Raw genomic sequence first — 17,290 nt, forward strand, 5'->3', positions numbered from 1 at the left:
TATTCCCCAAAATCGCAGGCCATGGACCTCAAACAACTCGAATACTTTGTGCGCGTCGCCGAGCTGGGCAGTTTCACCAAGGCCTCGCTCGCGCTGGACGTGGCCCAGCCCGCGCTGTCGCGCCAGGTGCGGCTGCTCGAGGTGGAGCTGCGCCAGAACCTGCTGGTGCGCAACGGCCGCGGCGCCACACCCACCGAAGCCGGCAAGCTGTTGCTGGAGCACGGCCGCGGCATCCTGCACCAGGTGGAGCGGGCTCGCGAGGAGCTCGGCCGGGTGCGCGGTGCGCTCGCCGGGCGGGTCGCGATCGGTCTGCCGCCCAGCCTGGCGCGCGTGCTCACCGTGCCGCTCACGCGCGCTTTTCGCACCCAGTTGCCGGAGGCCAGCCTGTCCGTCAGCGAAGGCCTGTCGGCCACCATGCAGGAATGGCTGATCACCGGCCGGCTGGACATCGCCGTGCTCTACAACGCCCAGCCCGCGCCGGACATCGACATCTCGCCACTGCAGGACGAAGAGTTGCTGCTGGTGCAGCTGCGCCCGGCCGGACTGGCCGAAGATCCGCCGCCCCCGCCCGTTCCACTGGCCGAGGTGGCACAACTGCCGCTGGTGATCCCGAGCCGGCCCAACGCGTTGCGCATGCATGTGGAAACCGAGATGGCCAACATCGGCTGCAGGCCACGGGTGGCGCTGGAGATCGACGGGGTTTCGGCCATCCTGGACCTCGTGGCCGACGGCGCGGGCGCCGCCCTGCTTTCACGCAACGCGGTGGCCAGCTCGATCCGACCGTCGGCCTACCGCACGCGCTCCATCCAGCCACCGCTGCGCACCCGCCTGTGCCTGGCCACCAGCTCGTTGCGCCCCGCCACGCTCACGCAACAGACCACACTGGCCCTGATCCGCCAGACGCTGGACGCCATCAACGCATCAAGCTAGCCAGCCGGCGCTGTGGCGCATCAACCAGAGGATCGCGCTGAGGGTGAAAAACGATGCCGCCGTGGTCGCCAGCAGCGCCGCCGCCGTGAAGCCCTCAAAGCCGTGGCGCTGAGCGAGGATGGAATAGATGCCCAGCATGGGCATGGCGGCCGAGAGCACGGCCGCGGTGCGCAGATCGCCGTCAACGGCGGGCAGCCCCAGCAGCGGCAACAGCGAGACGGCGGCGAACACCGCCAGCGGGTGCAGCAGCAGCTTGCCCACCGCGATCAGCGACACCTGGCGGCGCATGCCCTTGACCTGCAAGCCCACCAGCGTGCCGCCGATGATGAACAGCGCCATGCCGCTGCTCGCGGCGGAAAACAGGGTCACGGTGCGCGTGATCACCGCGGGCAGCTGCCAGCCCAGCAGGGCCACCACGAAGCCGGCAAAGATGGCCACGATCATCGGGTTGCGCACCAGGCGCTCGCCGGTCTGTTTCAGCGCCTGCAGCAGCGAAGGCCGCTCGCCTTCGTGCGCGCCCGCGTCGGCCAGCGTGAACAGCAGCGGCAGCTTGATGAGGTTTTCCACGATCAGGTTGAGCGCCAGGATCACACCGCCCAGGGGCCCGAACAGCAGCAGCATCACGGGGTAGCCCACATAGCCGCTGTTGGAACAGGTCATGCCCATGGCCACATAGGCGCTCTCGGTCAGGCTCTTGCGTTGCACACTGCGCGCGAACCACAGCGCGCCCCCGATCAGCGCCAGCGACCCGGCGGTGAACGCCAGCAGGTACCCCGTGTGCACCACCTCGCCGAGCGGGCGTGAAGCCAGCGCGTTGAACAGCAGCGCGGGCAGAGCGATCTGGATCACGAACTTGCCAAACACGCGCATGTCGGCCTTGGTGAACAGGTTCCAGCGCACGCTGGCGTAACCGGCCGCGATGCAGAGGTAGATCGGGCCGGTGATGGCCAGGATGTCGAGCATGTGTGAAAGCGGCCTTATGCGTCGTTGGCGGCGGGACGCGCCGCCAGCAGGCGGTCGGCAAAGGCCTGCCACGGTGGGTTCTGGCCCAGGTCGGCGAAGTGCCCGGCGCGCGACTGCGCGGCCATCCAGTCGTGTTTCTCGGCGATGGCCGCGGCCATGAAGGGCTCGAAGCCGGCCTCGCGCACGGTGTTGGCCACCTCTCGCATCTCTTCGGCGCGGCGCTTGCCGTGCTGCGCCACGCGGCTGAAGAAATAGCTGCCCTGCTTCTGCCAGTCGATCGAAGGAAAGGTCTCCTGCAGCGTGGCGATCATGGCGTCTTCGACGCCGTGGTGCCGCGCCGTGGTGTAGCTCTCGATCACCAGCGCCTCCAGGCCCTTGATCATCACGCTGCGGCACATCTTGGTGGCCGATGCGATGCCCAGTTTTTCACTGGCCACCTTGGCGTCCATGCCCAGCGCGGCCAGCACCGGCTGCAGGCGCGCCGCGTGCGGCCCCCCCAGCAACATGGGCACGCGGATACCGTAGGGCGGCACCGAGGTCATGACGCCGGCTTCGACGTAGAACCCACCCGCAGCCTCGATCAGCGCGGCTGCCCGCTGCTTGGTGCCGGGCGAGGCGGAGTTGAGATCGAGGAAAAAACTGCCGGGCCGGATGTGGGCGGCTGCGGCCTGCGCCACGGCCAGCGTGTTCGACGCGGTCACGGCCGAGATCAACAGTGTGGACCGGGCACACAGGCTCGCCACACCGTCGCAGGCCTCCATGTCCTGCGCAACGGCATGGGCCAGCGCCTCGTCGCGCTGTGCAGGATCGGCAAACTTGAGATCCCAGGCTGCGGCAGCGTTGAGGCCGGCGCCGAAGATGCGGCCCACCTCTCCAAAGCCGATCAGACCAATACGCAGCGGATCCACAGGCAGGATGTCCATGATCAATCCTCTCTCATTGTTTCGGGATGTTTGCGCGCTCGATCACCGCGCCCCAGCGTTTGATGTCGGTGGCCAGCAGTTCAGCCGCCTGCTCGGGCGTGCTGCCATCGGGGTCGATGTTCAGGTCGGCCAGCTTTTTTCGGACGTCGGGTTTCGCGAGTGCGGCGTTGATGTCCTTGTTCAGGCGCGCGACCACGTCACGCGGTGTCTTCGAGGGCACGGCCAACGCGTTCCAGGACGAGGCCACAAAACCCTTCACGCCCTGCTCGACGGCGGTCGGCACCTCGGGCAGCACAGTGGAACGCTTCTGGCCGGTGACCGCCAGGGCGCGGAAGGCGCCGGCCTGGATCTGCGTCAGCGCCGGACCGAGGATCTCGACGGCGGCATCCACCTGCTGGCCACGCAAGGCACCAACCAGGTTCGGCGTGCCGTTGAAAGGCACGATCTGGGCGTCCATGTCGGCGCTGGACTTGAACAGCTCGGCCGCCAGGTTCTGCGTGCTGCCGATGTTGATGCTGCCGATGTTGAGCTGGTTGGGGTTGGCCTTGGCGAACGCAACCAGATCGCCCAGGGTCTTGTGAGGCGAGTCGGCCGGCACCAGCACCACCAGATCAAAAGTACCGAGCGTGGAGACGGGTGTGAAGTCCTTGAGCGTGTCGTAGGGCAGGCTCTTGTACAGGCTGGCGGTCACGGCGGTGCCGTTGGACATGAGGAACAGGGTGTGGCCGTCGGACTCGGCACGCGCCACCGTTCTGGCGGCCACCACACCACCGGCGCCGGGGCGGTTTTCAATGGTGACCGGCTGGCCCAGCGACTGGCTCAACGCTGCGCCCACGATGCGGGCCGTGAGGTCACCGGCACCCCCGGCGGCGAACGGCACCACGATGCGCAGCGGCTTGCTGGGAAAGGCCTGTGCCATCGCGGGTGTGGCCAGGCCAAAAGCACCCAGGGCGATGGCGGAAACCACCACGGTGCGCCGTGAAAACAAAGTCTTGAGGTTCATGCAGGTCTCCTGTTCCGGGGTGTCGCTCGCCAAAGCCGCCCCAATGGTGCGCCCAGAAAAAGGGCCTGCAATTGCTTGCAGGCCCTTTCAGCTATGCAGGCTTTCAATAACCGGCCTTCACAGACGCAGCACAAACAGCGTGATGCCAGGGAAGGCCACCAGGATCGCGGTGCGGATGAAGTCGCTGGTGACGAAGGGCATGATGGCGCGGTAGGTTTGCGTGATCGGGGTGTCGCGCGCCATCGAGTTGATGACGAACAGGTTCATGCCCACCGGTGGCGTGATCAGCCCCACCTCCACCACGATCAGCACCAGGATGCCGAACCAGATGGCGAACTCCTCGGGCGGCAGGCCGAAGTCGAGCGCGGTCACGATGGGGAAGAACACGGGGATCGTCAGCAGGATCATGGACAGCGAGTCCATGAAGCAGCCCAGCACCACATACAGCAACAAAATAGCGATCAGCACCAGGGTGGGACTCACGCCCCAGCCCGACACCATGCTCGCGGCTTCCTGCGGCAACTGCGACAGGGCCAGGAAAGTGTTGTACAGGCCGGCGCCCAGCACGATCATGAAGATCATGCCGGTGGCGATGGCCGTGCCCAGCACCGCACCCAGCAAGGTCTTGCGGTTGAGGCCACCGCTGAACCAGGCCGAGAGGCCGGTGCCGAACGCGCCGATGGCCGCACCCTCGGTGGGCGTGAACAGGCCGGTGTAGATACCGCCGACCACGGCGATGAAGATCACCATCACCGGCCAGACCTTGACGGTGGCGATCCAGCGGTCCTTCATGGGCATGGGCGCCATGGAGCCCACTTCATGCGGTTTGAGGCGCGCATAGATCGCGATCACGATCATGTAGCCCACGGCCGCCAGGATGCCGGGCACGAACGCGGCCAGGAACAGCTTGGCGATGTTCTGCTCGGTCAGGATGGCGTAGATCACCAGCACCACCGACGGCGGGATCAGGATGCCCAGCGTGCCGCCCGCGGCCAGGCAGGCGGTGGAGATGCCACCGGCGTAACCCGCGCGTTTGAGTTCGGGCAAGGCTACCTGACCCATCGTCGCGGCGGTCGCCAGCGAGGAGCCGCAGATGGCGCCGAAGCCGGCGCAGGCCCCCACTGCGGCCATGGCCACACCGCCCTTGCGGTGACCGATCCAGGCCTCGGCCGCCTTGAACAGCGCCTGCGACAGGCCGCCCAGCGCAGCGAACTGCCCCATGAGCAGGAACAGCGGAATGACCGACAGGTTGTAGTTCGAGAAGGTGCTGTAAGTCACCTGCTTGAGCTGGTTGAGGATGGGATCCACGGATCCGTAGACCATCCAGGCACCACCCAGTCCACACACCAGCATGGACAGACCGATGGGCACGCGGATGAAGATCATCAGCAGCAGGAGCGGGAACGACCAGAGCGCGAGTTCGACAGTTGACATGTTCAGTGCCCCGCGTTGGATTCAACGGTCCAGCCCTTGGGCTCGGACCCCAGGCCAAAACGGGTCAGGGTTTTGGTGACATAACAGACGCAGCCGATCACGGCACCCACCAGGCACAGGGCATAGGCCCACCACACCGGCATCTGCAGGATGAAGGTCGTCTCCTGGTACTCCCGCTTCTCCAGCATGCCCTCCCAGAGCTTCCAGGTCAGCACCAGCCAGACCAGGGTCATCAGCACGTCGCTGCCGGTGTCCACGGCCTTCTGCGCCCACCTCGGCGTGTGCATGTAGAGCAGGTCCACCGTGGCGTGGCCACCGCGCAGGTAGCACCAGGGCATGAAGAAGAAAATGGCGATGCCGACACCCACTTCCACCAGCTCAAAGTCGCCCGGCACGGGCCCGAGCCCGATGCCGATCAGCGCACGTCCGGCGACGCTGGCCACGACCATGAGGGTCAGTGCCACGAGCATGATGCCGCCAAACAGGGCGGTCCACCGGGCAAGCCGGTAAATCCAGTCAATCATTTCTGGTCCTTGTTTCGGGATTTGGCGATCGCCAATTGTCTCCCATGGTTTTTCTTCCGTCGCCGCCCTTCGCGCAGCGGCGGACTATAGCCGAAAATTTCTTATTGTTGAATCGATTAACCTTATCGAAATTTTTTCGACCACCGGCCCCGGCAGAAAATGCCTCCGGCAGACCCCGTCAGAAGACGGGGCCCCCAAGGGCGGCCACACCAGACACTTACTTCGAGTGCTTGGCAATCAACGCACGGGCCTCCGACGCCAGCTTGGCGCCGTCGATGTTCTTGCCCTTCATCTCCTTGACCCAGTCGGCTTCCACGGCCCCCGCCGTGCGGCGCCAGCGCTGGGTCTCGGCCGCGTCGAGTGCCACGATGTTGTTGCCGGCCTTGACGGCGATGTCGCGGCCCACCTTGTCGGCCTCGTCCATCACGCGGCCGAACATGGCCGCGGTTTCGACGCCCGAGTTGTTGTCGATCACCTGCTTCAGATCGGCCGGCAGCTTGTCGTAGGCGGCACGGTTCATGGTGAAGGCAAAGGTCTGGGTGAACAGGCCTTCCTTGCCCGCGAACGTGGTGTGGTTCTTCACCAGCTCGGTGATCTTGAGCGAAGGCGTCACCTCCCAGGGGATGGTCGTGCCGTCGATCACACCCTTTGACAGGGCCTCGGTCACCGCCGGCACCGGCATGCCCACCGGCGTGGCGCCGAGCTTGCCCAACATGTTGTTGATGATGCGCGAGCCACCACGGATCTTCATGCCGCGCAGGCTCTCCAGCCCCGTCACCGGCTGCTTGGTGTGGAACAGGCCGGGGCCATGGGTGTGCACCGCCAGCAGCTTGACACTGCGGAATTCGTCGGCCGCGAACTTTTCAACGTATTCCTGGAAGGCGCGCGAGGACTGTTCGGACACACCGCCCATGAAGGGCAGCTCGAAAACCTCGGATTTGTTGAAACGGCCCGGGGTGTAACCCAGCACGGTCCAGGTGATGTCGGCCACGCCGTCGCGTGCCTGGTCAAACAGCTGCGGCGGCGTGCCGCCCATGGCCATGGCATGGAACAGCTGCACCTTGATGCGGCCACCCGACTCGGCCTCGACCTTCTTGGCCCAGGGCACCAGTGCTTTCGAAGGGATGGGTGCCTGGGGCGGCAGGAACTGATGCAGGCGCAGTGTCACGGTCTGCTGGGCCAGCGCGCTGCCAGCCATCAGGGTGGTCAGGGCAGCGCCGAGCGCGGCCAGGGTGGTACGGCGTTTCATGAAACTCATGGGGTTCTCCGGAGGATGAAAAAAACGGTCCGCTGATCAGCGGCGCAGGCGGCCGCGTCATGGCACAGCCATCGTATGGCAAGCCTTGGAACTTTGAACCAGATCGGGGTGGTTGACCAGATCGGATCGCTTCTTTCAGTTATTCCGGGTTGGCATGTACCAACTGGTTCAATGTCAGATCGGCATGACATGAAAAGGCCGGGTCTGGACAGCCCGGCCTTTTCTGCATCCCGAACCGGTGCTTATTTCGCGTGTTTCGCGATCAGTGCACGCGCTTCGGAAGCCAGCTTGGCGCCGTCGATGTTTTTGGCCTTCATGTCGTTGACCCAATCGCTTTCGACCACGCCAGCGGTGCGCTTCCAGCGCTGCACTTCGGCCGCATCGAGTTCGGTGATCTTGTTGCCGGCCTTCACAGCCAGGTCGCGACCCACGTTGTCACCCACATCCTGGGTGCGGGCGATCATGGCGCTGAATTCGAGACCCGAGTTGTCGTCGATGACCTTCTTCAGATCGGCCGGCAGCTTGTTGTAGGCGCCCTTGTTCATGGCGACCACAAAGGTCGTCACGTACAGAGCCCGGTCACCGGCAAAGGTGGTGTGGTGCTTGACCAGTTCATGCACTTTCAGGGCTGGCGCCACTTCCCAGGGGATCGTGGTGCCGTCCAGCACACCTTTGGACAAGGCTTCGGTCACGGCCGGCACCGGCATGCCCACCGGCGTGGCGCCCAGCTTGACCAGCATGTCGTTGACCACACGGGTGCCTCCCCGGATCTTCATGCCGCGCAGGCTTTCCAGGCCAACCACCGGCTGCTTGGTGTGAAACAGGCCGGGGCCGTGGGTGTGCACAGCCAGCACGTGGACATCCTTGTACTCATCCAGGGCGTTCTTCTGCACGTACTCCCACAGCGCACGAGAGGTCTTCTCGGCCGACAGTCCCGCGATGAACGGCAGCTCGAACACCTCCGACTTGGGGAAGCGGCCCGGCGTGTAGCCCGGCAGCGTCCAGACGATGTCGACCACGCCGTCACGCGCCTGGTCGTACAGCTGCGGTGGGGTGCCGCCCAGCTGCATCGAGCTGAACATCTGGATCTTGATGCGACCGTTCGAATCGGCCTCGATCTTCTTCGCCCAGGGGGCCAGCGCCTTGGCCGGCACCGTGCCCTGCGGCGGCAGGAACTGGTGCAGGCGCAGGGTCACTTCCTGCGCGAAAGCGGACAGGCTGGTCGAGGCGGCCAGCGCCAACGTGGCGATCTTGAATTTCCATGCAGTCATGCGTTTCTCCGGTGGTGGGACCCAAACAGGGAGCGGCGGCGTGCGTTTCAGTCGACCGATCCCTGTTGGTTATTATTTATAACCATAAACACACCGGATTGCATGGGTGTTTTCCCTAGCCAGGGTGACGCACACCGGGGTTCGGGGCCGGTTCAGGCCAGTCCCAGCAGGCGCACGGCGTTGCCTTTCAGGATGCCGGGCATCACCTCGGGCTTGAAGCCGGCGACTTCAAAATCCTTCATCCAGCGCTCGGGGGTGATCAGCGGGTAGTCGCTGCCGAACAGGATGCGGTCTTTCAGCAGCGTGTTGGCGTACTGCACCAGCTGCTTGGGGAAGTACTTCGGGCTCCAGCCCGAGAGGTCGATCCACACGTTGGGCTTGTGCGTGGCGACCGACAGCGCCTCGTCCTGCCAGGGGAAGCTGGGGTGCGCCATGACGATCTGCATGTCGGGGAAGTCGATCGCCACGTCGTCCAGGTGCATGGGATTGCTGTACTCCAGCCGCAGGCCGCCGCCGCAGCGCATGCCCGAACCGATGCCGCTGTGGCCGGTGTGGAAGATCGCGGGCAGCTTGTGGGCGTTGATCACCTCGTAGATCGGCCAGGCCATCTTGTCGTAGGGGTGGTAGCCCTGCACCGTGGGGTGGAACTTGAAGCCCTTGATGCCCTCTTCCTTGATCAGGCGCTCGGCCTCGCGTGCGCCCATCTTGCCCTTGTGTGGATCGATGCTGGCGAAGGCCACCATCATGTCGCTGTTCTCGCGAGCGGCCTGGGCGATTTCTTCGTTCGGAATGCGGCGGCGGCCCAGTTGGCTCTCGCTGTCCACCGTGAACATCACCAGACCGATTTTCTTCTCGCGGTAATACGCCACCGTCTCGGCGATGGTCGGCCGGCGGTTGCTGCCGAAGTACTTGTCCGCCGCGCGGTCGTACTCCTCGCCGTAGTTGTCAAAAGGGTTGCGACAGCTCACTTCGGCGTGGGTGTGGATGTCGATGGCGATGAGGTTGTGGTGGTCCATGGTGGTTCTTTCCTAAGGGTAAACACGGGGGTGAAACCGACGGGTTTTTCTTGATTTAGTTATTGGTTATAACAATAATCACACCACTCAACAAGCAGGTTAAACCTCCTTCATCATGAACGCCATCACCCACCCCGATCTGACCCTGAACCTGCGTGGCGAACAGTCCGAAGTCGCCGTTGTCACGCTCAACCGCGCGGCCAAGCGCAACGCACTGAACGACGGTCTGATCCTCGCGATCCGCGATCTGTTCCAGAACCTGCCCAGGAGCGTGCGTGCCGCGGTCATCGACGGCAGCGGTGAACACTTCTGCGCCGGCCTGGACCTGTCGGAACTGAGCGAACGCGATGCGGGCGAAGGCGTGATGCACTCGCGCATGTGGCACGCCGCGCTCGACTGCGTCGAAAAAGGCAGCGTGCCCGTGATCGCCGCGCTGCACGGCGCGGTGGTCGGCGGTGGCCTGGAACTGGCCAGCGCCTGCCACATCCGCGTGGCCGACGAAACCACCTTCTACGCCTTGCCCGAAGGCACACGCGGCATCTTCGTGGGCGGTGGTGGCGCGGTGCGTGTCCCCAAGCTGATCGGCGCGGCGCGCATGACCGACATGATGCTCACCGGCCGCGTCTACAACGCCGCCGACGGCGAGCGCATCGGCCTGGCGCAGTACCTCGTGCCCACCGGCACCGCGCTGGACAAAGCCATCGAGCTGGCCACCCGCATCGCCACCAACGCGCCCATGACCAACTACGCGCTCATGCACGCCCTGCCCCGCATTGCCGAACAGCCTGCCGACCACGGCCTGTTCACCGAGGCGCTGATGGCGTCCATTGCCCAGAGTGCGCCCGAAGCCAAAGAACGTGTGCGCGCTTTCCTCGAAGGGAAAGCAGCGAAGGTGACGAAGGGATAACCCCCTGCGCGGGGAACAGACCACCCCTGCGCCGCCTGCGGCGTCACCCCCTCAAGGGGCGCCAGCAAAGGCCCGGCAAAGCCGGTTCCGCGCCGACCTCGGCAACGCAGCCTCTCGTGCGACAGCCAGGCCTCGAAGACGTACAAAGATTTCCTGGAGACAAGACATGACCGCAGCGAAATACCGCCCCCTGAAATTCGGCGTCACCCGCGCCACCCTGCGCGACGGTGACACCGGTGTGCACTACCTGGCCGCTGACCAGGCGTTGTTGCCCATCCCCGATCGCCTGACCGACCGGCTGGTGCACTGGGCGAAAGAACGCCCGGACCAGACCCTGTTTGCGCGCCGCGTGAAGAACACCGACGGCAGCACCGGCGACTGGCAACACATCACGTTCGCGCAGGCGCTGGACGCGGCGCGTCGCATCGGCCAGGGCCTGCTGAACCGCGGCCTGAGCTCCGAGCGACCGGTGCTGATCCTGAGCGAAAACGATCTGGAACACGCGCTGCTGGCGCTGGGCTGCCTGTACGCCGGCGTGGCTTACTGCCCGACCTCGCCGGCCTACTCGCTGATCAGCCAGGACTTCGACAAGCTGCACCACGTGGTGAAGACGCTGACGCCGGGTCTGGTGTTTGCCAGCGACGCGCTGCGCTACAGCCGCGCCATGCTCGCCACGCTGGGTGACGCCGTGGAACTGGTCACCACCAAAGGCACCGTGCCGGGCCGCGACACCACCTCGTTCGCCGCGCTGCTGGCCACCGAGCCCACGCCCGCGGTGGACGCCGCCATGGCCGCCACCGGACCGGACACCATCGCCAAGTTCCTCTTCACCTCGGGCTCGACCAAGATGCCCAAGGCCGTGATCAACACGCAGCGCCTGTGGTGCGCCAACCAGCAGCAGATGACACAGTCCATGCCCGTGCTGGCCGAGAAGCCGCTGGTGCTGGTGGACTGGCTGCCCTGGAACCACACCTTCGGCGGCAACCACAACTTCGGCATGGTGATCTACCACGGCGGCACGCTGTACATCGACGACGGCAAGCCGACGCCCGCGCTGATGAACGAGACCCTGCGCAACCTGCGCGAGATCGCGCCCACGGTGTACTTCAACGTGCCGACCGGCTTCGAGGCCATCGCCAACGCGATGAAGACCGACGACCTGTTGCGCAAGACGCTGCTGTCCAAGGTGAACATGTTCTTCTACGCAGGTGCGGCGCTGGCGCAGCCGATCTGGGACAGCCTGTTCGAAAGCCAGGAGCGCGAGATCGGCGAACGCATCGTCATGACCACGGGCCTGGGCATGACCGAGTCCGGCCCCTTTGGCATCTTCGTGACCAACCCCAACGTGAAGGCCGGCGACCTTGGCTTGCCCACGCCCGGCCTGGAGCTCAAGCTGGTGGACATGCAGGGCAAGACCGAGGTGCGTTACCGCGGCCCCAACATCACGCCAGGCTACTGGCGCCAGCCCGAGGAGACGGCCGAGGCCTTCGACGAAGAAGGTTTCTTCAAGACCGGCGACGCGGTGAAGTGGATCGACGAAACCGACGTGCACATGGGCCTGAAGTTCGACGGCCGCATCGCCGAGGACTTCAAGCTCGCCACCGGCACCTTCGTGAGCGTCGGCCCGCTGCGCGGCAAGATCATCGCGGCTGGCGCACCCTACATCCAGGACGTGGTGCTCACCGGCATCAACCTCAAGGAAGTCGGAGCCATGGTGTTCCCCACCACGGCCGTGCGCAACCTGAGCGACCTGCCCGCCGATGCCTCGATGCACGACGTGCTCGACCACCCCGCCGTGCTGGCGCAGTTCCAGTCGATCGTGAACGAACTGGCCAAGACCGCCACCGGCAGCGCCAACCGCATCGCCCGCATGTGCCTGCTGGCCGACCCGCCCACCATCGACCGCGGCGAAGTCACCGACAAGGGATCGATCAACCAGCGCGCCGTGCTGACGCACCGCGCCGACACCGTGGCCAAACTGCACTCTGACGGCTTGCGCTACATCATCAAACCTCAAGTCTGAGGAGACACCCACCATGGCACAAAAAGGCTTCTTCAACGCGTTTGCCGACGTGTTCATCCTCGACGGCGTGCGCACGCCGATGGTCGACTACTGTGGCGCGCTCGGCCACATCTCGCCCACCGACCTGGGCATCAAGGCCGCCCGCGAAGCGCTGGCGCGAGCGGGCGTGCCGGGCGATCACATCGGCTCGGTGGTCACCGGCAACATGGCGCCCGGCGACTTTGACCAGTTCTTCCTGCCGCGCCACATCGGCCTCTACGCCGGCGTGCCGGTGGAGGTGCCGGCGATCATGGCGCAGCGCATCTGCGGCACCGGCTTCGAGCTGTTCCGCCAGGCGGGCGAACACATCCAGGGCGGTGCCTGCGAGGCCGCGCTGGTGGTGGGCACCGAGAGCATGACGCGCAACCCCATCGCGGCGTTTGACCACCGCACCGGCTTCAAGCTGGGTGCACCGGTGGGCTTCAAGGACTACATGTGGGAAGCGCTGAAAGACCCGGCGGCCGGCATCAACATGATCCAGACCGCCGAGAACCTGGCGAAGAAATACGGCATCACGCGCGAAGAGGTCGATGCCTTCGCTTCGTCCTCGTTCGCCAAGGCGGTGGCCGCGCAGGAAAGCGGCTTCCTGGCCGGTGAAATCGTGGCGGTGATCAGCGAGAAGTTCGAGCTCGACGGCTACAAGCCGCGCGGCATCCGGCTGCAGGGCAAAGTCACCGAAGTGGCGACCGACACCCACCCGCGCATCTCACCGCCCGAGGTGCTGGCCAAACTCAAACCTGTGTACGAGGGTGGCGTGCAGACCGGTGGCAACAGCGCGGCCCTGGTGGACGCGGCGGCCGCCTGTGTGGTCGCTTCGGGTGCCTACGCCAAGGCCCAGGGCAAAACGCCGCTGGCGCGCGTGGTCGCCGCGGCGGCCGTGGGCGTGCCGCCCGAGATCATGGGCATCGGCCCGGCGCCGGCCATCCGCCTGCTGCTGGAGCGCACCGGCCTGAAGCTCGACGACATCGCCCGCTTCGAGATCAACGAAGCCCAGGGTGCGCAGACGCTGGCTGTGGGCCGTGAACTCGGCCTGGACCTCACCAAGCTGAACGTCAACGGCGGCGCCATCGCACTCGGCCATCCGCTGGCCGCCACCGGCGTGCGCCTGACGCTCACGCTGGCGCGCGAACTGCAGCGCAGCGGCAAGAAGTACGGCATCTCCAGCGCCTGTGTGGGCGGTGGCCAGGGCATTGCCCTCCTCATTGAGAACCTGGAAGGAAACTGAAATGAACATTCAAGGACAAGCCGCCCTCGTCACCGGCGGAGGCTCCGGCCTCGGTGAAGCCACCGCCCGCGAACTCGCCCGCCTGGGCGCCAGGGTCGCGGTGCTCGATCTGAATCTGGAGAACGCACAACGCGTCGCGGCCGAGATCGGCGGCGTGGCCTGCCCGTGCGACGTGAGCAACCCGGAGAGCATGCAGGCCGCCATCGAAAGCGCCGCAGCTGCCCACGGCCCGGCGCGCATCCTGATGCAGATCGCCGGCATCGGCAGCGCCAAGCGCGTGGTCGGCAAGGACGGCAACGCCGCCCCGCTGGAAGACTTCGCGCGCGTCATCAACGTCAACCTGATCGGCACCTACAACGCCGCGCGCCTGTTCGCGGCGGCCTGCGCCAAGCTGGACCCGATGGAAGACGGCGAGCGCGGCGTGATGGTGTTCACCGCCAGCGTCGCCGCGTTCGACGGCCAGGTGGGCCAGCAGGCCTACAGCGCCTCCAAGGCCGGCGTGGCCGGCATGACGCTGCCGATGGCACGCGACCTGGCGCAGCACGGCATCCGCGTCTGCACCATCGCCCCCGGCCTGTTCCTCACGCCCCTGATGAAGACCCTGCCCGAGCCGGTGCAGCAATCGCTGGCCGCGAGCATTCCGTTCCCGCAGCGCCTGGGCAGGCCCGAAGAGTTCGCGCAACTCGCCACCCACATCGTGACGAACGGCCACCTGAACGGCGAAACGATCCGCCTCGACGGCGCGCTGAGGATGGCCCCAAGGTAAGTCCCCCCCGCGCCGCCGCTGCGCGGCGTCACCCCCCAGGGGGCGGCGCTGGCGGCCCGGCAAAGCCGGTTCCGCGGCGCCCTCGGTTCAAGCCCCACTTTCCAGAAACTCCTATGTCAAAAACCGTTGTGTACGAAGTCGACGTGATGTTCGGCGACTGCGATCCCGCCGGCATCGTGTTCTTTCCCAACTTCTCGAAGTGGATGGACGCCTCGTCGCTGAACTTTTTCGTGAAGTGCGGCGTGCCGCCGTGGCGCGAACTGGTCAAGACGACCGGCATCATCGGCACCCCGCTGCTGGAGATCAACACCAGGTTCATGCGTCCCGCCACCTACGGCGAGCGCCTGCAGATCCACACCAGCGTCACCGAATGGCGCGACAAAGTGCTGGTCCACAAACATGTCGTGATGCGCGGCGACGAGGTATTGTGCGAGGGTACCGAAACCCGTGCCTTCTGCATCAGGCACCCCGACGACCCGAGCCGCATCAAGGCCATTCCCGTTCCCGCCGACATCCGGGCGCTCTGCTCCTGAGCCCGGCACCCACCGTATCCCGTTTTCCCGTCCCCCCGTTCCTCAACCCCCTGGAGACAAGCCATGACAAACATCAAGACCCTGATTGCGACCGCCGTCGCCCTGCTCGCCACCGGCGCGGCGCAAGCAGACATCAACATCGGTGTGAGCCTGGCGCTCACCGGACCGGGCTCCGGCCTGGGCATCCCGATGCAGAACCAGTTCAAGCTGTTCCCCAAGACCATCGCGGGTGAAAAGATCAACCTGATCGTCCTGGACGACGCCACCGACCCGGGCAAGGGCGCGGCCAACGCGCGCCGCTTCGTCACCGAAGACAAGGTGGACATGATCATCGGTTCGTGCATCACCGCCGTGGCCGCGGCCATGAGCGACATCGCCACCGAAGCCGGCACCGTGCAGCTGACCGGCTCGCCCGTGGGCCTGCCACCTGGCAAGGACAAGTGGGTGTTCCGCCTGCCGCAGTCCAACACCGTGATGGGCCATGCGGTGGTCGAGCACATGAAGAAGCAGGGCGTGAAGACCCTGGGCTTCCTGGGCTACACCGACGCCTACGGCGAACAGTGGCTCAAGGAAACCGCACCGCTGCTGGAGAAAGCCGGCATCAAGCTGGTGGCCACCGAGCGCTTCGCCCGCACCGACACCAGCGTGACCCCGCAAGCCCTCAAGATCAACGCCGCCAACCCCGACGCGGTGCTGATCGTGGCTTCGGGCAGCGGCGCAGCCATGCCCCACATGGCCATGGTGGACCGTGGTTTCAAGGGCAAGATCTATCAGACCCACGCCGCGGCCACGCAAGACCTGATGCGCGTGGGGGGCAAGGCCGTGGAAGGTGCTTTCGTGGTCTCCGGCCCGGCCGTGATTGCCGAGCAGTTGCCCGACAGCCACCCGTCCAAGGCGGTCGCCGTGGATTTCGTGCAGAAGTATGAAAAGGCCGTGGGCGCGGGCCTGCGCAACCAGTTCGCAGGCCACGCCTACGACGCACAGATCACACTGGAGAAAGTGATCCCGATGGCACTCAAGAAGGCCAAACCGGGCACGCCCGAGTTTCGCGCCGCCATCCGCGACAGCATGGAAAACATGGGCCGCACGATCTTTTCGCACGGCGTGATGAACTGGACGCCCACCGACCACTGGGGTTACACGCTTGAAACCGGCGTGATGCTCAAGGTGGTGAACGGCAAGTTCAAAGTCGAATGATTCGGATCACCCCCCTGCGCCGCTGACGCGGCTTCCCCCCTCTCTGGCGCGCCTTCGGCGCTTGGAGGAGGGACGGCATCTCGGGCCTGCAGGTATGGGAGGGCACCCCCCGCGCGCCTTCGGCGCTCCCCCCTCTCTCGCCTGATGGCGGGAGGGGGGCGACACCTGGGGCCGGCGTAGCCGGACCCTCGGTGTCCCTGGTCTCAAGAGCGCTTCTTTTTTCGCTAAGGGCTTTTATGGATTTCTCCATTGCCAGCATTCTTCTGCTGGACGGTTTGACCAACGGTGCGGTGTACGCCCTGCTCGGGCTCGCCACCGTGCTGGTGTTCACCGTCACCCGCGTCATCTTCATTCCCCAGGGCGAGTTCGTGGCCTATGGCGCGCTCACCCTGGCCATCTTCCAGACCGGCCAGGTGCCGGGCACCGTGTGGCTGCTGATCCTGCTCGCCGGCGTGGCCGCGCTCATGGAGCTTTCCAGCCGCTGGCAGCACCACCGCAACGCGCTCACGGCGTTCAAGGCAGCGGGCCGCATGCTCATCGTGCCGCTGGTGGTCTCGGGCATCGCCATCTGGGCCGCGCCGCAGCAGTTTCCGCTGGCCGTGCAGGCCGCGCTGAGCGTGGCCATCGTCACCGTCTATGGCCCGCTGGTCTACCGTGTGGCCTACCAGTCGCTGGAAAGCGCCACCCCGCTGGTGCTGCTGATCGTGTCGGTGGGCGTGCACTTCGCCATGACCGGCCTGGGCCTGTTGTTCTTTGGCGCCGAGGGCTTTCGCAACCCCAGCTTCTGGGACCTGCGCCTGAACATCGGGCCGGTCATGCTGTCGGGCCAGGCCATCATCACCGCGCTGGCCACGATCGCCCTGATCGTGTTGCTGTGGCTGTACTTCGAACGCTCGCTGCGCGGCAAGGCGCTGCGCGCCACCGCGGTCAACCGCACCGGTGCACGCCTCATGGGCATTTCCTCGCACGCCTCGGGCCAGCTCACCTTCACCATGGCGGCCTTCATCGGCGCGCTCTCGGGCCTGCTGATCGGCCCGACCACCACGGTGTTCTACGACTCGGGTTTCCTCATCGGCCTCAAGGGCTTCGTGGCCGCGGTGGCCGCGGGCCTCTCCAGCTACCCCGGCGCGCTGGTCGCGGCGCTCTTCGTGGGCGTGATCGAGGCGTTCGGATCGTTCTGGGCCAGCGCCTTCAAGGAAGTGATCGTGTTCACGCTGATCCTTCCCGTACTGCTGGTGCGCTCCCTGCGCAGCGGCCACTCGGACGAAGACCACTGAG

16 protein-coding genes are annotated in these 17,290 nt (G+C 65.8%); 8 read left to right on the forward strand and 8 right to left on the reverse strand.

All coding sequences use genetic code 11. The annotated features are described in order from the left end of the window. Positions 1-21: 21 nt before the first annotated feature. Entirely contained in the window at positions 22-930 is a 909-nt protein-coding gene (locus AC23D4_RS07405; RefSeq protein ID WP_472889688.1) for a LysR substrate-binding domain-containing protein, read from the forward strand. Here the strand turns inward: AC23D4_RS07405 and AC23D4_RS07410 are convergent. From AC23D4_RS07410 to AC23D4_RS07445, 8 genes are all read right to left on the reverse strand, one after another. Further along, complete coding sequence (locus AC23D4_RS07410) at positions 922-1,893, reverse strand: AEC family transporter (protein WP_472889687.1); 972 nt, start codon at positions 1,891-1,893, stop codon at positions 922-924. The two genes, AC23D4_RS07405 and AC23D4_RS07410, sit on opposite strands and share 9 nt — an antisense overlap. Positions 1,894-1,907: 14 nt before the next feature. Then, complete coding sequence (locus tag AC23D4_RS07415) at positions 1,908-2,816, reverse strand: DUF1932 domain-containing protein (protein WP_472889686.1); 909 nt, start codon at positions 2,814-2,816, stop codon at positions 1,908-1,910. 13 nt (positions 2,817-2,829) lie between these two features. Then, complete coding sequence (locus AC23D4_RS07420) at positions 2,830-3,819, reverse strand: Bug family tripartite tricarboxylate transporter substrate binding protein (protein WP_472889685.1); 990 nt, start codon at positions 3,817-3,819, stop codon at positions 2,830-2,832. A gap of 117 nt (positions 3,820-3,936) precedes the next feature. Continuing rightward, the gene (locus AC23D4_RS07425) at positions 3,937-5,253 is read right to left on the reverse strand and encodes a TRAP transporter large permease (RefSeq protein ID WP_472889684.1); all 1,317 of its coding nucleotides are present in this window, start codon (positions 5,251-5,253) and stop codon (positions 3,937-3,939) included. Between the two features lie 2 nt (positions 5,254-5,255). After that, the gene (locus AC23D4_RS07430; protein ID WP_472889683.1) at positions 5,256-5,777 is read right to left on the reverse strand and encodes a TRAP transporter small permease; all 522 of its coding nucleotides are present in this window, start codon (positions 5,775-5,777) and stop codon (positions 5,256-5,258) included. 217 nt (positions 5,778-5,994) lie between these two features. After that, positions 5,995-7,035: a TRAP transporter substrate-binding protein gene (locus AC23D4_RS07435; protein ID WP_472889682.1), complete on the reverse strand. Its 1,041-nt coding sequence runs from the start codon at positions 7,033-7,035 to the stop codon at positions 5,995-5,997. 242 nt (positions 7,036-7,277) lie between these two features. Continuing rightward, positions 7,278-8,306 (reverse strand): TRAP transporter substrate-binding protein, encoded by a 1,029-nt coding sequence (locus AC23D4_RS07440; RefSeq protein ID WP_472889681.1) that lies wholly within the window; start codon positions 8,304-8,306, stop codon positions 7,278-7,280. 152 nt (positions 8,307-8,458) lie between these two features. Next, the gene (locus AC23D4_RS07445) at positions 8,459-9,322 is read right to left on the reverse strand and encodes an amidohydrolase family protein (RefSeq protein WP_472889680.1); all 864 of its coding nucleotides are present in this window, start codon (positions 9,320-9,322) and stop codon (positions 8,459-8,461) included. 124 nt (positions 9,323-9,446) lie between these two features. Here AC23D4_RS07445 and AC23D4_RS07450 point away from each other — a divergent pair, with 124 nt between their 5' ends. From AC23D4_RS07450 to AC23D4_RS07480, 7 genes are all read left to right on the forward strand, one after another. Beyond that, on the forward strand, positions 9,447-10,229 hold the full coding sequence (locus AC23D4_RS07450; protein WP_472889697.1) for a crotonase/enoyl-CoA hydratase family protein: 783 nt from the start codon (positions 9,447-9,449) through the stop codon (positions 10,227-10,229). Positions 10,230-10,395: 166 nt separating this feature from the next. Then, complete coding sequence (locus AC23D4_RS07455; protein WP_472889679.1) at positions 10,396-12,252, forward strand: feruloyl-CoA synthase; 1,857 nt, start codon at positions 10,396-10,398, stop codon at positions 12,250-12,252. A 13-nt stretch (positions 12,253-12,265) separates the two neighbouring features. After that, positions 12,266-13,516 (forward strand): thiolase family protein, encoded by a 1,251-nt coding sequence (locus AC23D4_RS07460; RefSeq protein ID WP_472889678.1) that lies wholly within the window; start codon positions 12,266-12,268, stop codon positions 13,514-13,516. A 1-nt stretch (position 13,517) separates the two neighbouring features. Beyond that, a complete protein-coding gene (locus AC23D4_RS07465) occupies positions 13,518-14,282 on the forward strand; it encodes an SDR family NAD(P)-dependent oxidoreductase (RefSeq protein WP_472889677.1) in 765 nt (254 codons plus the stop codon). A gap of 113 nt (positions 14,283-14,395) precedes the next feature. Continuing rightward, positions 14,396-14,815 carry an acyl-CoA thioesterase gene (locus AC23D4_RS07470; RefSeq protein ID WP_472889676.1) on the forward strand — a complete coding sequence of 140 codons (420 nt, stop codon included), beginning with the start codon at positions 14,396-14,398 and terminating at the stop codon, positions 14,813-14,815. Positions 14,816-14,878: 63 nt separating this feature from the next. Then, positions 14,879-16,012, forward strand: coding sequence for an ABC transporter substrate-binding protein (locus AC23D4_RS07475; protein ID WP_472889675.1), 1,134 nt, complete (start codon positions 14,879-14,881; stop codon positions 16,010-16,012). A 236-nt stretch (positions 16,013-16,248) separates the two neighbouring features. After that, positions 16,249-17,289, forward strand: coding sequence for a branched-chain amino acid ABC transporter permease (locus tag AC23D4_RS07480; protein ID WP_472889674.1), 1,041 nt, complete (start codon positions 16,249-16,251; stop codon positions 17,287-17,289). The last annotated feature ends 1 nt before the right edge of the window (position 17,290 follow it).

Source organism: Hydrogenophaga sp. L76, assembly GCF_057654755.1.

Coding starts and splice junctions, on each gene's coding strand:
- AC23D4_RS07460 (WP_472889678.1), top strand. CDS start 12,266: ATGGCACAAAAAGGCTTCTTCAACGCGTTTGCCGACGTGTTCATCCTC.
- AC23D4_RS07415 (WP_472889686.1), bottom strand. CDS start 2,816: ATGGACATCCTGCCTGTGGATCCGCTGCGTATTGGTCTGATCGGCTTT.
- AC23D4_RS07475 (WP_472889675.1), top strand. CDS start 14,879: ATGACAAACATCAAGACCCTGATTGCGACCGCCGTCGCCCTGCTCGCC.
- AC23D4_RS07420 (WP_472889685.1), bottom strand. CDS start 3,819: ATGAACCTCAAGACTTTGTTTTCACGGCGCACCGTGGTGGTTTCCGCC.
- AC23D4_RS07410 (WP_472889687.1), bottom strand. CDS start 1,893: ATGCTCGACATCCTGGCCATCACCGGCCCGATCTACCTCTGCATCGCG.
- AC23D4_RS07430 (WP_472889683.1), bottom strand. CDS start 5,777: ATGATTGACTGGATTTACCGGCTTGCCCGGTGGACCGCCCTGTTTGGC.
- AC23D4_RS07440 (WP_472889681.1), bottom strand. CDS start 8,306: ATGACTGCATGGAAATTCAAGATCGCCACGTTGGCGCTGGCCGCCTCG.
- AC23D4_RS07455 (WP_472889679.1), top strand. CDS start 10,396: ATGACCGCAGCGAAATACCGCCCCCTGAAATTCGGCGTCACCCGCGCC.
- AC23D4_RS07405 (WP_472889688.1), top strand. CDS start 22: ATGGACCTCAAACAACTCGAATACTTTGTGCGCGTCGCCGAGCTGGGC.
- AC23D4_RS07480 (WP_472889674.1), top strand. CDS start 16,249: ATGGATTTCTCCATTGCCAGCATTCTTCTGCTGGACGGTTTGACCAAC.
- AC23D4_RS07435 (WP_472889682.1), bottom strand. CDS start 7,035: ATGAGTTTCATGAAACGCCGTACCACCCTGGCCGCGCTCGGCGCTGCC.
- AC23D4_RS07470 (WP_472889676.1), top strand. CDS start 14,396: ATGTCAAAAACCGTTGTGTACGAAGTCGACGTGATGTTCGGCGACTGC.
- AC23D4_RS07445 (WP_472889680.1), bottom strand. CDS start 9,322: ATGGACCACCACAACCTCATCGCCATCGACATCCACACCCACGCCGAA.
- AC23D4_RS07425 (WP_472889684.1), bottom strand. CDS start 5,253: ATGTCAACTGTCGAACTCGCGCTCTGGTCGTTCCCGCTCCTGCTGCTG.
- AC23D4_RS07465 (WP_472889677.1), top strand. CDS start 13,518: ATGAACATTCAAGGACAAGCCGCCCTCGTCACCGGCGGAGGCTCCGGC.